The organism is Flavobacterium lacustre, from assembly GCF_027474525.2.
GTDB classification, from domain to species: Bacteria; Bacteroidota; Bacteroidia; order Flavobacteriales; family Flavobacteriaceae; genus Flavobacterium; species Flavobacterium lacustre.
On record NZ_CP114882.2, the window covers coordinates 1,674,238 to 1,690,090 of the forward strand.

Here is a 15,853-nt window from a genome sequence, read left to right on the forward strand (position 1 = left end):
AATATACAATTTTATGAATAAGACTAAAATGATGTTAGTTGTACTATTTTTAATGACTAATATAATTTGTTTCGCAGAGGAGACAGCTCCTGCATTTGATGATAATGTAGAAGATGTGCCTGCATCACCTATAAACGAATGGATTTACGGTGCTTTATTAGTTGCTTCTTGTTATGCCGGAGTTGTAATTACAAATGGAACTAAAAAAAGCATCAATAAATAATCTTTAGCAAACGGTTTTATTAGCCACTTCTGTACTGTTTTTTCTGAAAAAGAGAATAGTACAGAAGTGGCTAAATTATTAGTATTCAAATAAGATCTTGTTATTCGGAATAAATTACTCCAATCAATACGATTACTGAATAATTTGATTTGAAAATCCAAATTAATTGTTAGTTGTCAAATCCGAATTCAGTATCTTTGCACATTATTTTAAAATAGTAAATAATGATACAACTTCACGATAAACAATTTGTTCCGTTTATTTCTGCCCAAGAAATAGATTTTGCAATCGCTAAAATAGTTGCTCAAGTTCAAGATGATTTTTTCGATGAAACACCAGTTTTTGTAGGTGTTTTAAACGGTGCTTTCATGGTAGTTTCTGATTTTATGAAATTATACAAGCGTCCCTGCGAAGTATCATTTATAAAAATGGCATCCTATGAAGGAACTTCTTCTTCCGAAACCGTAAAAGAACTCATCGGAATCAATCAGGATTTAACCGGACGTACCGTTATTATAATCGAAGATATCGTTGATACCGGAAATACCCTTTTAGAATTAAAAGAATTATTCAAAAAACAAAACGTAAAACATTTCAAGATTGCTACTCTTTTCTTAAAGCCGGAAGCCTATAAAAAAGACCTTAAAATAGACTACGTAGGCATAAGAATTCCAAATAAATTCATCGTAGGTTTCGGACTCGACTATGATGGTTTAGGCAGAAATTTACCAGAAGTATATCAATTAAAAGACTAACTACACGCAAAATACATTATGATTAACATTGTTTTATTTGGGAAACCAGGCGCAGGAAAAGGAACACAAGCTGAATTTTTGAAAGAAAAATACAAATTAACACACATTTCTACCGGAGATGTATTTCGTTACAATCTAAAAAACGATACCCAGTTAGGTAAAGAAGCAAGAGTGTACATGGACGCTGGCGATTTAGTTCCAGACGAATTGACCACAAAAATGCTGATTGACGAAGTAAACAAACATCCGGATACAAACGGAATTTTGTTCGATGGTTACCCAAGAACAATTTCACAAGCCGAAGCATTAGACGCCTTTTTGACGACAATTGGTTCAAAAGTAGCTGCAACAATTGCACTAGAAGCCGATGATGAAATTCTAATCGCACGATTATTAGAAAGAGGAAAAACCAGCGGAAGAATAGACGATCAAGACGAAGATAAAATCAGAAACCGTTACCAGGAGTACAATGAAAAAACAGCTCCCTTAATGGATTATTATAAAAATCAAGGAAAATTTCATGCCGTGAACGGAATTGGTTCTATCGCAGAAATTACCGAAAGAGTAAGCAGCGTAATTGACAGTTTGTAGGAGCTAATCCAGCTGTACGTTACAAGTCCTCGCTAAAAAAACTATTTTTCCATACCTCAAAAGGAGCTTCCTCCGGTCGCTCTTTTCAGGCAGGAAAAATTAGTTTTTTTAGCTCCGGGCTTTTCACTGCCATCTGGGCTAAAATCAAACAACAGCAAGAGATATTAACGAATACATTAAAAATTGGAAATACTAATAATATTTTTTCTAATACTCCTCAACGGAGTTTTCTCGATGTCGGAAATCGCATTGATTTCGGCTAGGAAAAATAGATTAGAAACCGCGGCAAAAAAAGGAAATAAAAGTGCCAAAATAGCACTCGATTTGGCCAATTCTCCAAACAAATTTTTGTCCACAGTACAAATCGGAATTACACTTATAGGAATATTGACCGGTATTTACAGTGGTGATAAAATAACCGCCGATGTAGAAACGTTTGTACAAGGATTCGAAATACTAAAACCATATGCACATTCAGTCGCAGTAGGAATTGTAGTAGTAGTTTTGACTTTTTTCTCCTTAGTTTTAGGAGAATTATTGCCCAAAAGAATTGGTTTGAATCATCCAGAGTCAATTGCAAAAGCAGTGGCTTTGCCCATGAAAATGGTTTCGATTATTACCGCACCATTCATTTGGATGCTGACCACATCAACGGATTTTTTATTGGATATTTTGCAAATAAAACCAACCGCTGACGGAAAAGTAACCGAAGAAGAAATAAAAGCCATCATCAAAGAAGGAACAGAAGGTGGAGAAGTACAGGAAATAGAACAAGATATTGTAGAGCGAGTTTTTCATATCGGAGACAGAAAAGTCAATTCATTGATGACCCACAGGAAATCAGTGGTTTTCTTACCTTCAGATTCAGATAAAGAACAAGTTAAAGAATTGATGCTAAAAGAACTGCATTCTATTTATCCGGTTTACGGAAACAATTATGATGATATAGTTGGTGTAGTGAACCTGAAAAATATTTTTGCCCATTTTGAAAAAGACAATTTCAATTTGACAGAAATCATGACCGAAGCCCCATTTATAATGGAGCAAACAACAGCCTACACCGCATTAGAAGAATTCAAGAAAACAGGAATTCATTATGCCTTTGTTTCCGATGAATACGGCGTTTTTCAAGGTGTAATTACGTTGAATGATATTCTGGAAGCATTAGTTGGTGATGCATCAGATTTTTATAAAGATGATTTTCAATTAATAGAACGCGAGGACGGAAGCTGGCTGGTAGACGGACATTATTCGTTACATGATTTCTTAACGTATTTCGAGTTAGATGAATTAATAAATGATTATGAAGTAACCACTGTAAGTGGACTTATAATGACCGAACTTTCGCATATCCCTAAACAGGGAGAAAAATTGATTTGGCAAAAATTTGAGTTGGAAGTTATCGATATGGATGGCGTGAAGATTGATAAAGTGATGGTGAAAGCCTTAAAAAAGTAAAAATAGGTAATTAGGTGTTGGGTTCTGGGTGTTAGTTTTACCTAGAACCTTAAACCCAAAAGCCAAAACCCAAAAATAATGACAGAAGGGAATTTTGTAGATTACGTAAAAATATATGTTTCTTCCGGAAAAGGAGGGAAAGGATCTACGCATTTGCATAGAGAAAAATTTATTGAAAAAGGTGGGCCTGATGGTGGTGATGGTGGTCGTGGAGGACACGTTTATTTAGTAGGAAACAAAGGACTTTGGACTTTGTTTCACCTCAAATTTGCGCGTCACATCAAAGCAGGTCACGGTGGTGATGGTGGTGGTGACCGTAGTACAGGTGCTGACGGCGATGATAAATACATCGAAGTGCCATTAGGAACCGTTGTAAAAGATAAAGAAACCGGAGAAACCTTATTCGAAATCACCGAAGACGGCGAAAAACAAATCCTTTCCCGTGGTGGAAAAGGAGGTTTAGGAAACTGGCATTTTAGAAGTTCAACCAATCAAACGCCAAGATATTCTCAACCGGGTTTGCCTGGTGTAGAAATGGATGTGATTCTGGAACTTAAAGTTTTGGCCGATGTAGGATTGGTAGGTTTTCCAAATGCTGGAAAATCAACTTTATTGTCTGTTTTGACTTCTGCTAAACCTAAAATTGCTGATTATCCGTTTACCACTTTAAAACCAAATCTTGGAATTGTAGCGTACAGAGATTTTCAATCGTTTGTAATTGCTGATATTCCGGGGATTATCGAAGGTGCTGCCGAAGGAAAAGGTCTTGGACATTATTTCTTACGTCATATTGAACGTAATTCGACTTTGTTGTTTTTGGTTCCTGTAGATACACCGGATATCAAAGCAGAATATGATATTTTGGTAAACGAATTGACGAAATATAACCCAGAAATGCTTGATAAAGAGCGATTATTGGTAATATCAAAATGCGATATGCTGGATGATGAGCTCAAAGCCGAGTTGAAAACAGAATTAGATGTCGCTTTCAAAGACATTCCTTATATGTTCATTTCTTCTGTTGCCCAACAAGGTTTGTCAGAATTGAAAGATAAATTATGGAAAATGTTGAATGACTAACCGTTATCATTTATATACCAAAAGGTGTTCTAGTAATAGGGCACTTTTTTTTTGTATTGAATTATGTAATTCTTAAAATTTAAGTAATAATCAATAGTTTGATTTTGTTTTTAGATGTAAAATAGGGGTTAGATTACGAAAATGACTTATATTAGCATCACTAAAAATATATTCAAAATTATGAAGAAAGTAGTTTTATTCTTAGCCATGTGTTTGTTGACTTTCCCCGTGAAAGCTGACGAAGGAATGTGGTTCTTGATGTTTATCGAAAGATTGAACCATAGAGATATGGAAAAAATGGGCTTGCAATTGACAGCCGAAGAAATTTACAGTATTAACAATCACAGTTTGAAAGATGCCGTTGTTCAATTCAATGGAGGATGTACTGCTGAAATTGTCTCGAAAGAAGGATTAGTATTGACCAACCACCATTGTGGATACAATGCTATTGCAGAACTGTCTACGGCAGAACAAAATTATCTAAAAGACGGTTTTTGGGCAAAAGACAAAACTGCCGAACTGAAACCAAAATCACTTTACGTTCGTTTTTTCGTTCGTATGGATGATGTTTCCAAAAGAATTTTATCAAAAGTCAATGATAAAATGACAGAGGAAGAAAGAAATAAAGTGATTCAACAAGAAATCGCTTTGATTGAAAAAGAAAATAACGAAGGCGGGAAATATACCGTTTCCGTTCGTCCATTCTTTCAAGGAAATGAATATTATTATTTTGTTTACCAAGATTATAAAGATGTTCGTTTGGTAGGAACACCGCCGGAAAGTGTTGGAAAATTTGGAGGTGATACTGATAACTGGGAATGGCCGCGTCATACGGGAGATTTTTCTATGTTTAGAGTTTACGCTGATAAAGACGGAAATCCAGCAGATTATTCAAAAGAAAATGTGCCTTTACAACCTAAACATTATTTGCCGGTAAGTTTGCAAGGTGTTAAAGAGAATGATTTTGCCATGATTTTAGGATATCCAGGAAGAACAAACCGTTGGGTGCCAGCAAGCGGAATCGAACAAAATGTAAAATTTGCTTATCCTGCCTGGGTAGAAGGTGCTAAAACAGGAATGGACCAAATGAAAAAGTATATGGATAAAGATGCTACTGTAAAATTACAATATGCGTCTAAATATGCTTCGACAGCGAATTATTGGAAAAACCGTCAAGGAATGATTGATGCTTTGACCAAAGCTGGAACTGCAAAAACAAAAACCGCTCAAGAAACTAAATTTAATGTTTGGGCCAATAAAGCCAATAACAAACAAAAATACGGGAATGTAATTGCTACCATTAATAATTATTATGCCAAAACGGATTTGAAATCACGTCATGATAATTATTTGACACAATTGCTGAGAACTTCAAAATATGGTGCTTCGGTGGCTACTTTAGGAAATTCACTTGTTGGATATTACAAAGAAAATGAAGCTAAGAGAACAGAATTATTGCCTAAATTAAATGCTTTAATCGAAACGGTTTATACTGATTTTTATGCGCCTTTAGAAAAAGATATTTTGGTAGCTCAGTTGAATTTGTACGTTTCAAAAGCCTCAGAATACGGAATTGCTCCAGTTGTTGCTCAATTGTCAGCCGAAAATAAAGGAGATTTTACAGGATATGTAAATGATGCTGTGGCAAAAAGTATTTTCGCTTCCAAAGAAAGTGTGTTGGCATTCCTAAATAATCCAAAACCAGAAAACATTGCTACAGATCCATTGTTTGTAATTTCAAATGATTTGATGGCAAAAATTAGAGCTAAATCGGAGGAACAAACGGTTTTAGAAAATGATTTTGCTACATCGTATCGTGTTATGGTTGAAGGATTGCGTGAATCTAAAATGAATGCCATTCAGTATCCGGATGCAAATTCAACCTTGAGATTGAGCTACGGAAAAGTTCGTGCTTTACCGGCAGACAAGCGTAATGATGCTAAAACAAATAATTATACCACAATGACCGGAATGGTTAATAAGTATAAAGCTGGGGATTCGGAATTTGATTTGCCAGCACGATTATTAGAATTGAATAAGGCAAAAGATTTTGGTCAGTATGCAGATAAAGAAGGGTATATGCCAGTCAATTTCCTTACAGACAATGATATTACAGGAGGAAACTCAGGTTCTCCGGTACTTAACGGAAAAGGAGAATTAATAGGAGTTGCCTTCGATGGAAATATTGAAGCCATGGCAGGTGATGTTATTTTTGATAAAAAGTTGCAACGCACCATCAATCTTGATATTCGATATGTACTTTGGATAATCGATAAATATGCAGGTGCGAAACATATTGTTGATGAAATGACAATTGTGAAATAGTTCCTTTTTTCTAAAATTTAAACCGCCTTATTTCGTTTTCAATACGAGATAAGGCGGTTTTTTATTGTTAAACCTTTTGAAACGTTAATAGATTAGAATTATAAATTTTCCTATTTTTGAAGTATGAAACAAATTATAGTTCTCTTTTTATTCTTTCCCCTGATGATTTGGTCTCAATCTAGTTTTGATACTGCCGAAAAACTATTCAAAGAAGACAAGTTTGAACAAGCGCAACCTCTTTTTGAGCAATTTTTAAAAGAAAATCCTTCTAATTTAAAAGCTATCGAATATTTGGGTGACATTGCGGGAAATTATAAATCTTGGGATAAAGCCATTAGTTACTATAAAAAACTAAAACAATTAAAACCAGCCGAAGCTAATTATTACTATAAATATGGAGGTGCTTTAGGAATGAAAGCTAAAGAAGTAAGTAAATTCAAAGCACTCGGAATGATTGATGAAGTAAGGGGTTCCTTTGAAAAAGCAATTGCGCTTAATGCAAAACATATAGAAGCACGCTGGGCTTTAATAGAATTAAATTTGCAGTTGCCCGGAATTGTTGGAGGAAGTCAATCGAAAGCCATACGGTATTCAAACGAATTATTAAAAGTATCTCCAATTGACGGGTATTTATCCAGAGGTCATATCGATGAATATTTCAAAAGATACACTGCTGCTGAACAACAATATAAAAAGGCAATTGCCATAAGCGGTTCCAGGACAAGCTATCAAATGCTAGCTAATTTGTATAAAAATAAAATGAATGAGCCGGAGAAGGCCAATGCCATTTTACAAAAAATTAAATCATTAAATTCATCACCAAAGAAAAATATATGAGAACTCATTTCATAGCGATTGGCGGTAGCGCCATGCACAACCTCGCTTTAGCATTGCATAATAAAGGATACCAAGTTACCGGAAGTGACGATGCTATCTTTGAACCATCAAAATCACGTTTAGACAAAAAAGGGATTTTGCCTGCAGCATTAGGTTGGTTTCCCGAAAAAATCACTTCGGATATTGAAGCTGTAATTCTGGGAATGCATGCCAAAGCTGATAATCCGGAGTTGTTGAAAGCACAGGAATTAGGATTGAAAATATATTCTTATCCGGAATTTTTATACGAACAATCTAAAAATAAAACACGTGTTGTTATTGGTGGTTCTCACGGAAAAACGACTATCACTTCAATGATTTTACATGTTATGCATTATCATAATATTGAAGTAGATTATATGGTTGGCGCTCAATTAGAAGGTTTTGACACTATGGTTCATCTTACCGATTCTAATGATTTTATGGTATTGGAAGGTGATGAATATTTGTCTTCGCCAATAGACAGAAGACCGAAATTTCATTTGTACCAACCTAATATTGCTTTGATTTCTGGAATTGCTTGGGATCATATTAATGTGTTTCCAACGTATGAAAATTACGTAGAGCAGTTTGAGATTTTTATTGAAAAAATTACAAATGGAGGAATCTTAGTCTATAACGAAGATGATTCCGAAGTAAAGCGTGTTGCAGAAGCAGCGACGAATCCAATCCGGAAATTAGCGTATCATACTCCAAAATATACGGTTAATGATGGCGTTACTCTTTTAGAAACTCCCGAAGGCGCTATGCCAATTGAAGTTTTTGGTGCCCATAATTTAAATAATTTGGCTGGAGCCAAATGGATTTGTCAAAATATGGGCGTTGATGAAGCTGATTTTTACGAAGCTATTGCCAGTTTCAAAGGCGCTTCTAAACGATTGGAGAAAATTGCCGAAAGCAAAACTAAAGTTGCATATAAAGATTTTGCGCATTCGCCAAGTAAAGTTTCAGCGACTACAAAAGCCGTAAAAGAGCAATATCCAAATCGAACTTTGGTAGCTTGTTTAGAATTGCATACCTACAGTAGTTTGAATGCCGAATTTCTGAAAGAATACGAAGGAGCTTTAGAATATGCGGACAAAGCAGTTGTTTTTTACTCGCCCGATGCCGTGAAAATCAAACAGCTCGAAGAAGTGACTTATGAGCAAATTGCGAAAGCATTCAACAGAGAAGATTTAATTATTTATACGAATCCAAAAGATTTCAAAGACTATTTGTTTCATTTGAATTTAGAAAATTCAGCATTATTATTGATGAGTTCCGGTAATTATGGCGGATTGAATTTTGATGAGGTGAAGGAATTGATAGGTTAGTTTTGCATGTAGAATCCTTTTTTTAAGGTTGCCCCCAAATACTTATAAATGCTAAATGGAACAAAATAATTTTCCGATAACCCATTGGTCCGAAGATGATAAACCACGCGAAAAACTAATGCTAAAAGGCAAAAGTGCTTTGAGTGATGCCGAACTGATTGCTATTTTGATTGGCTCGGGAAGTCGCAGTGAATCGGCAGTGGATTTAAGCAAACGAATTTTGTCGAGTGTCGATAATAATTTAAATGCTTTAGGAAAATTGTCCATTTCACAATTGATGAGTTTTAAAGGAATCGGTGAAGCCAAAGCCATTTCGATAATCGCAGCAATGGAATTAGGTAGGCGAAGACGCGCAGAAGATGCAGTTGAATTGATAAAAATTACTTCAAGCAAGAAGATTTTTGAAATCATGCAACCTATTATTGGTGAGTTGCCGCATGAAGAATTTTGGATTGTGTATTTGAATAATTCGAATAAAGTAATTTCAAAATCACAATTAAGCAAAGGCGGAATTACGGGAACGCTGGTTGATGTTCGTTTGGTTTTTAAAACAGCATTAGAAATGGGAGCAACTGCACTGATTCTTTGTCATAATCATCCTTCGGGAACTTTGATTCCAAGTGATGCGGATAAACAAATTACAAAAAAGTTGAAAGTCGCCGGAGACAGTTTAGAAATAAAAATTCTGGATCATTTGATTGTTACCGAAAATAATTACTTTAGTTTTGTTGATGAAGGAATATTCTAGAATACTACAATGAAAAATACGAATATAAGACACATCTTCTTCGATTTAGATCACACCCTTTGGGATTTTGATAAAAATTCGGAATTGACATTTGAAACTATTTTCAATACAAACCATCCAACTATTGAAACGGCGGCATTTATTGAGAAATATGTCCCGATAAATCAGGCTTGTTGGAAATTATACCAGTATGATAAAATTACGCATGCAGAATTGCGTTATGCTAGATTGAAACATTCATTTGATGCGCTCCAGTATACTATTTCGGATGCTGAAATTGACCAGATAGCAGAGGATTATATTCGATTATTGCCTGAAAATAATAATTTGTTTGAAGGAACTTTTGAGATTTTGGACTATTTGAGTAAGAATTATACGCTCCATATTATTACAAACGGTTTTGCAGAAGTTCAATATAAGAAAATCAGTAATTCAAAGATTGGCAGCTATTTTCAAACAATTACAAATTCGGAAATGGCGGGAGTGAAGAAGCCAAATCCCATTATTTTTGAATACGCTTTAGATTTGGCCAAAGCCAAAAAAGAAAACAGCATCATGATTGGTGATTGTTTAGAAGCAGATGTTCAAGGTGCATTAGATGTGGGGTTAGAAGCAATTTTTTTTAATGCAAACAAAGTCGATGTTTCCCAAAACATCGTACAAATTAATCATTTATTAGAACTAAAAAAATATTTATAATTATGAAAACACGTTTCTTATTTCTGCTCTTTTTTGTGGTGAGTTATTCTTTCTCACAATCCGTAAACGATTACAAAGCCGTAATTGTTCCTTTAAAATACGATTTTCTAAAAACCGAAAATCAGTATCGTCTTAATACATTAACAAAATTTGATCTCAAAAAGGCCGGTTTTGAAGCTTTTTATGAAAATGAAGCCATTCCAACAGAATTCAATGACAGATGTAGTTTGTTGTATGTAGATGTGAAAAAAGTGAATGCATTTTTGATAACTAAACTTTTTATCACTCTTTCAGATTGTCAAGGAAAAATTGTTTTTCAATCTGAAATGGGGAAAAGTAAAGAGAAAGATTATGGAGTTGCTTATAACGAAGCACTCAATAAAGCTTTTCAATTTGTTAATGATTTAGGGTACAAATACAATGGAGCAGCAGTTCCTGTAGCTGCGGCAGAACCTGTAAAAGCAGCTGTAGCACAAGAAGTAAATCCGGTAGTGACAGTGACTCCGGTAATTTCGGTAATTGATAATAAGGTTTCAGAAAGTGTAGATTCTGGTTTACTTTATGCACAGCCTACACCTACAGGATTTCAATTAATTAATAGTGAACCTAAAGTCATTATGAAAATTTATAAAACATCTGTCAAAGATTATTATACCGCTGCAAAAGGAGAAGTTCAAGGCGTTTTGATAGCAAAAGACAATCAATGGTTTTTTGAATATTACCAAAACGACAAGTTGATTTCCGAAAAAGTAAACGTTAAGTTCTAGATTTCAGATTAAGAAGGTTAAATAACTTTTCTAAATAATATAAAGAAAAACGTCTTGAGTAATCAAGACGTTTTTCTTTATATTATTCACCACTCACGATTCACACTACATTCAATATCCATATTTATTTTTCCAACGGTTTTTAAGAAATTCCCTAGTTGAGTTTTCTCTCGAATTATTTCCCGGAACATACAAAGCAGTATTGCTGACCGCATCAGGCAGAAATTCCTGTTCGGCAAAATTGTTAGCATAATCATGTGAATATTTATAATCTTCGCCATACCCCAATTCCTTCATTAATTTAGTTGGCGCATTACGCAAATGAATGGGAACCGGTAAATCTCCGGTTTGTTTCACTAATTGTTGCGCGTTTCCAATCGCTAAATACGAAGCATTACTTTTTGGGGAAGTAGCTAAATAAATAGCACATTGGCTCAGCAAAATTCTACTTTCGGGATAACCAATCGTTGTCACCGCCTGAAAAGTATTATTCGCCATAATAAAAGCAGTCGGATTGGCATTTCCAATATCTTCGCTCGAAAGAATCAACATTCGTCGGGCAATAAATTTCACATCTTCGCCACCTTCAATCATTCTGGCAAGCCAATACACAGCGCCGTTAGGATCACTTCCGCGGATTGATTTTATAAATGCCGAAACAATATCATAATGTTGTTCGCCACTTTTGTCATACAAAACCGTATTTTGTTGCACCAATTCAAAAACGCGGTCATTTGTAATAGTCACTTCCTCGGCTTCTGAAGCATTTACAACCAACTCAAATATATTCAACAACTTGCGTCCGTCGCCTCCCGAAAGGCGCAATAAAGCTTCCGATTCTACTAAATTTATTTTTTTCTCTCGCAACATCACATCCGTCGTCATGGCGCGTTGCAGCAATGTTTCTAAATCCTGTTTCGTAAAAGCATTCAAAATATAAACCTGACAACGCGATAATAAAGCCGGAATCACCTCAAAACTCGGATTTTCGGTCGTGGCGCCAATAAGCGTAATCCAGCCTTTTTCGACCGCAGCCAGCAACGAATCCTGTTGTGATTTACTAAACCTGTGAATCTCATCAATAAAAAGAATCGGATTTTTGGTAGTAAAAAGTCCGCCACTTTGTTTCGCTTTCTCAATCACATCCCGAATATCTTTCACCCCGGAATTTATAGCGCTCAAAATATAAAACGGGCGCTTCGATTCCTGCGCAATAATTTGTGCCAAAGTCGTTTTCCCCGTTCCCGGTGGTCCCCAAAAAATTAAAGATGGAATAATTCCCTTTGCAATTTGTTGCGTCAAAGAGCCGTTTGGTCCCACCAAATGCGATTGACTGATATAATCTTCTAATTTTTGTGGGCGTATGCGTTCTGCCAGTGGTGCTTCCATTTGGTAAAATTACATAATTTTGAGTTTTTTCGAGTATAATTTTCCGAAGCAATTTCCAGCACTCCGTTTCAAGTCCTCGCCAGAACCGCTATTTTTCTAACCATAAAAGGAGCTTCCTCCGGTCGCTCTTTTCCGGCGAGAAAAATTAGCGGTTCCGGCTGCGGGCTTTTCACTTCGGTCTGGGCTAGGCATTCCTTTTCAAAACACTATTTTTGTGTACTATGACAAAATAGCATTAAAATATTTTTGGACAACTATTTGATTTATAAAAAACATCTAACCAACCCAAAGCCACAATGGATAACCATTTTAAATTTACAAATTCCGTTATCTTACTTCCCTTATTTTTTGTCCTGACCCTGTGGTTTGTTTTTTGGCTTGAAATCCGTTTTGATTTCGATTTTGTTCAAAACGGAATAAACCCCAGAACCTTTTCCGGTTTACAAGGCATAATTTTCAGTCCATTTATTCATTCAAATATTGAGCATTTATATAATAATTCATTGCCATTATTGGTATTGTTGGCAGCATTGCAATTTTTCTATTCTAAGCAAGCTTTGGCCGTTATTGGGTACGGAATATTGGTGTCAGGAATCTTAACTTGGATAATCGGACGCGGGAATTACCACATTGGCGCCAGTGGTTTGGTATATGTCTTAGTCAGTTTTATTTTTTTCAAAGGAATCCTGACAAAATATTATCGGTTAGTAGCCTTGTCGCTTGCAGTTGTTGTCGTTTACGGCGGAATGGTTTGGTATGTTTTTCCAAAAGTCGATGAAACCATTTCGTGGGAAGGACATTTAGCCGGATTGGTAACCGGATTGGCGCTTTCGTTGCTTTACAAAACATCCGAATATAAAAAGGTGCCAAAATACGATTGGGAACATCCTGATTTTAATCCGAACGAAGATAAATTTCTGCAGCGTTTTGATGAAAACGGCAATTTTGTAAACCTGCCAAAAGTAGAACCGGAAGAGGAATTTCAACCTTATTTTTCTATAAATTTACCTGTAATTTATACTGTTCTGCCCAACAAAAAAAAGGAATCAAAACCGTAGTCTTGATTCCTTTTTATATTTAATTTTTAATAGTATATCCGCAATTGGAATCCGCTATTATCTAACTTCTTTGTCTTACCGCTTCGTATAAAAATGCGCCACAAGCAACTGATACGTTCAAAGAACCGATGGTTCCAAACATAGGTAATTTAGCTTTTTCGTCAACAATTTTTAGCACAGAAGGGTTAATACCGCGATCTTCAGAACCCATTATTATAGCAACTGATTCTTTCAGGTTAACGTCATAAATGGTTTGTTCTGTTTTTTCGGTAGCGGCAACGGTTTTTATACCAGAACCTTGCAAGTAAAAAATAGCATCTTTAATATGTTCTACTTTACAAATAGGCACATTAAAAACAGCACCTGCAGATGTTTTAACCGTGTCTCCATTTACAGGAGCAGAACCGGCTTTTTGAACTATAATTCCGTTTACGCCAGTACATTCAGCAGTTCTGATGATAGCACCAAAATTACGCGCATCTGATATTTGATCTAATATTAAAAACAAAGGCACTTTGCCTGATTCAATTGTAGCTTCAACTAAATGTTCCAAATCAATAAAACCAATAGGCGATATGCTGGCTACGGCACCTTGGTGGTTGTTTGGTGTTAGTCTGTTTAATTTTTCAACCGGAACGTAAGAGAAATTTACATTAGCGCGTTTCATCACTTTCATCAAGTCCTTCATTAACTCGCCTGAAATTTCTTTTTGTATAAAGACTTTGTCTACTTCCTTCCCTGATTGTATAGCCTCGATAATGGCTCGTATTCCGAATATTAGATGTTCTTTTTCCATGGCGCAAAGATAGTTTTTTTGTTTTAGTATTCAACTTGGTTTTTTAGTCACTTTTCGGTTGTTTCAACGGAAAGGGCAAAACGCAATAGTATCAACAGAAACTAAACCATTCTGTGCTAATAGCAAAACTGATTTTTAAAGACAATTTATGCGCAATGAAAGCTTTATATCCCAAAAGGATAAGTGTCCGGAACTTGATTTTTTTCGGTTTGAATGTGTATCGGGTGTAAAGCGGTTGTTTCATCAAGAAAGATAAAAGCATCATAGCGTTCCGGTAAAATAGTTGGAACATAATTCCCGAATCTTTCGTGTTCAGGATTGTAAACAACCCCAATGGCGCGATGTCCTATAGGTGAGCCGAAGTTTTTTTTATCTTTAAGTTTATTCAACAAGAGTAATCTGTTTTTTCCTTTGCTTGCTTGATGAAAATAATGTTCCCAGCTTCCTTCGGTGGCTTCAGGGACTTTGATTTTTCTCATGTCATCACCCCAATTTCGTCCGGCAACTACACTTCCTTTATAGGAACCAAAACCTACTGCTACAACTCCATCATTTGAATGTTGTTCTCTCAATAATTGTCCTACATTGACCATTCCTTCGCTGGCCATATTTGTAGCGCGCGCATCACCAATGTGAGTGTTGTGTTCCCAAACAATTATTTTGGCTTCTTTACCATGAAATTTCATCAGGCGTTCTATTGTAGAAACCATATGCTCGTCGCGAATATTCCAAGATGCCGAACCTCTTTTTATCATAGCCCGATAATATTTTTCAGCGTTTCTTGCTACGAATGCATTCTGTTCTGTACTCATAACATTTTCGGCGTCCGAATTATAATTTTCGGCATTAGTTCTTATTTCAGTAAGCATTTGCAGAACTTCTTTTTCGCATAATTCAGGAACCAGAGCCGAAGCTCTTGCATAAGATTGCCCTTCATCCTGGCCAAAAGGTTCAAAACATTCCATTGCTTTTTTCGCACTTTGAAGTGCTTTCGAGTCATTTTTTTTAAGATATTCAATTATCGAATGCATTGATTCTCTGAAACTGTAAACATCCAATCCGTAAAATCCGATTCGTTTATCTGAGGACCGATTTTCGTTATAAATTTTCAACCAGTCTATAAATGCGGCAACTTCCCAATTTGCCCACATCCAGGTTGGCCATCGGTTGAATTCACTTATTACGCTGTATAAGTCGGTTCCTGAGTTTGAATATCCTTTTGCAAATCGATTTAAGCGATAGCAGTCCGGCCAGTCACCTTCAACACCTACAAAAGAAAAACCTTTTTCCTGAATGAGACGTTGGGTGATTTTAGCTCTCCAAGTATAGTATTCATGTGTTCCGTGAGAGGCTTCGCCAAGCAAAACATATTTTGCAGTTCCGATATATTCCATTAAAGGGTCTAAGTCTTCCAGAGTTTCTAATGCTGAAGAAGAATGGCTCAATGATTCGATAATTTCTTTAGAATTATTGATCGTTTTTATGCTTTTATGTGTTTCCATTATAGCTTTTTTTTAAAATGATTAATTCAGGATTAATATCTGGTTAAGCTTGGTTTTGTGTCATCAAAAAGACTATGTAAAATTAAATTAAATATTTGATAATGAGTGTTTTATGTTGTTTTTATTTTTGAGGTGTTTGTGAATAAATAAAAAAGTTTCCATTTTTTATGGCTAAAGGGTTTAGGACTTTTTTAAGTGCATTTTTTTTCAATTAAACGGGAGAAATATAACATTTGGCTACAAAATAATTATAAAATGGATTTTAGCTTTTTT

The 15,853-nt window shown here is 35.5% G+C and carries 15 protein-coding genes; 12 read left to right on the forward strand and 3 right to left on the reverse strand.

What is annotated here, in order from left to right:
* The first annotated feature begins 13 nt into the window (after positions 1–13).
* From O6P34_RS07285 to O6P34_RS07335, 11 genes are all read left to right on the forward strand, one after another.
* Positions 14–223 carry a hypothetical protein gene (locus tag O6P34_RS07285; RefSeq protein WP_269686660.1) on the forward strand — a complete coding sequence of 70 codons (210 nt, stop codon included), beginning with the start codon at positions 14–16 and terminating at the stop codon, positions 221–223.
* A gap of 224 nt (positions 224–447) precedes the next feature.
* A complete protein-coding gene (hpt, locus tag O6P34_RS07290) occupies positions 448–978 on the forward strand; it encodes a hypoxanthine phosphoribosyltransferase (protein ID WP_269686661.1) in 531 nt (176 codons plus the stop codon).
* 18 nt (positions 979–996) lie between these two features.
* Positions 997–1,569: an adenylate kinase gene (locus O6P34_RS07295; protein ID WP_269686662.1), complete on the forward strand. Its 573-nt coding sequence runs from the start codon at positions 997–999 to the stop codon at positions 1,567–1,569.
* Between the two features lie 183 nt (positions 1,570–1,752).
* Complete coding sequence (locus O6P34_RS07300; RefSeq protein ID WP_269686663.1) at positions 1,753–3,027, forward strand: hemolysin family protein; 1,275 nt, start codon at positions 1,753–1,755, stop codon at positions 3,025–3,027.
* 78 nt (positions 3,028–3,105) lie between these two features.
* On the forward strand, positions 3,106–4,107 hold the full coding sequence (obgE, locus tag O6P34_RS07305) for a GTPase ObgE (protein WP_269686664.1): 1,002 nt from the start codon (positions 3,106–3,108) through the stop codon (positions 4,105–4,107).
* A 180-nt stretch (positions 4,108–4,287) separates the two neighbouring features.
* On the forward strand, positions 4,288–6,432 hold the full coding sequence (locus O6P34_RS07310) for a S46 family peptidase (RefSeq protein ID WP_269686665.1): 2,145 nt from the start codon (positions 4,288–4,290) through the stop codon (positions 6,430–6,432).
* A 123-nt stretch (positions 6,433–6,555) separates the two neighbouring features.
* Positions 6,556–7,269, forward strand: a complete 714-nt coding sequence (locus O6P34_RS07315) for a tetratricopeptide repeat protein (RefSeq protein WP_269686666.1) — start codon at positions 6,556–6,558, stop codon at positions 7,267–7,269.
* Positions 7,266–8,621, forward strand: a complete 1,356-nt coding sequence (locus O6P34_RS07320; RefSeq protein ID WP_269686667.1) for a UDP-N-acetylmuramate--L-alanine ligase — start codon at positions 7,266–7,268, stop codon at positions 8,619–8,621. Before O6P34_RS07315 ends, O6P34_RS07320 begins: the two co-directional genes overlap by 4 nt.
* Positions 8,622–8,676: 55 nt before the next feature.
* On the forward strand, positions 8,677–9,369 hold the full coding sequence (gene radC / locus O6P34_RS07325) for a RadC family protein (RefSeq protein WP_269686668.1): 693 nt from the start codon (positions 8,677–8,679) through the stop codon (positions 9,367–9,369).
* A 9-nt stretch (positions 9,370–9,378) separates the two neighbouring features.
* A complete protein-coding gene (locus O6P34_RS07330; protein ID WP_269686669.1) occupies positions 9,379–10,068 on the forward strand; it encodes a YjjG family noncanonical pyrimidine nucleotidase in 690 nt (229 codons plus the stop codon).
* 2 nt (positions 10,069–10,070) lie between these two features.
* Entirely contained in the window at positions 10,071–10,835 is a 765-nt protein-coding gene (locus tag O6P34_RS07335; RefSeq protein ID WP_269686670.1) for a hypothetical protein, read from the forward strand.
* Between the two features lie 111 nt (positions 10,836–10,946).
* Here O6P34_RS07335 and O6P34_RS07340 read toward each other — a convergent pair whose 3' ends face one another.
* A complete protein-coding gene (locus tag O6P34_RS07340; protein WP_269686671.1) occupies positions 10,947–12,224 on the reverse strand; it encodes a replication-associated recombination protein A in 1,278 nt (425 codons plus the stop codon).
* A 296-nt stretch (positions 12,225–12,520) separates the two neighbouring features.
* On the opposite strand from O6P34_RS07340, the gene O6P34_RS07345 reads away from it, so the two are divergent.
* On the forward strand, positions 12,521–13,282 hold the full coding sequence (locus O6P34_RS07345; protein ID WP_269686672.1) for a rhomboid family intramembrane serine protease: 762 nt from the start codon (positions 12,521–12,523) through the stop codon (positions 13,280–13,282).
* Between the two features lie 61 nt (positions 13,283–13,343).
* On the opposite strand, the gene rlmB is transcribed toward O6P34_RS07345, so the two are convergent.
* Positions 13,344–14,078, reverse strand: a complete 735-nt coding sequence (gene rlmB, locus O6P34_RS07350) for a 23S rRNA (guanosine(2251)-2'-O)-methyltransferase RlmB (RefSeq protein ID WP_269686673.1) — start codon at positions 14,076–14,078, stop codon at positions 13,344–13,346.
* Positions 14,079–14,242: 164 nt separating this feature from the next.
* Positions 14,243–15,580, reverse strand: coding sequence for an erythromycin esterase family protein (locus tag O6P34_RS07355; RefSeq protein WP_269686674.1), 1,338 nt, complete (start codon positions 15,578–15,580; stop codon positions 14,243–14,245).
* Positions 15,581–15,853: the final 273 nt, after the last annotated feature.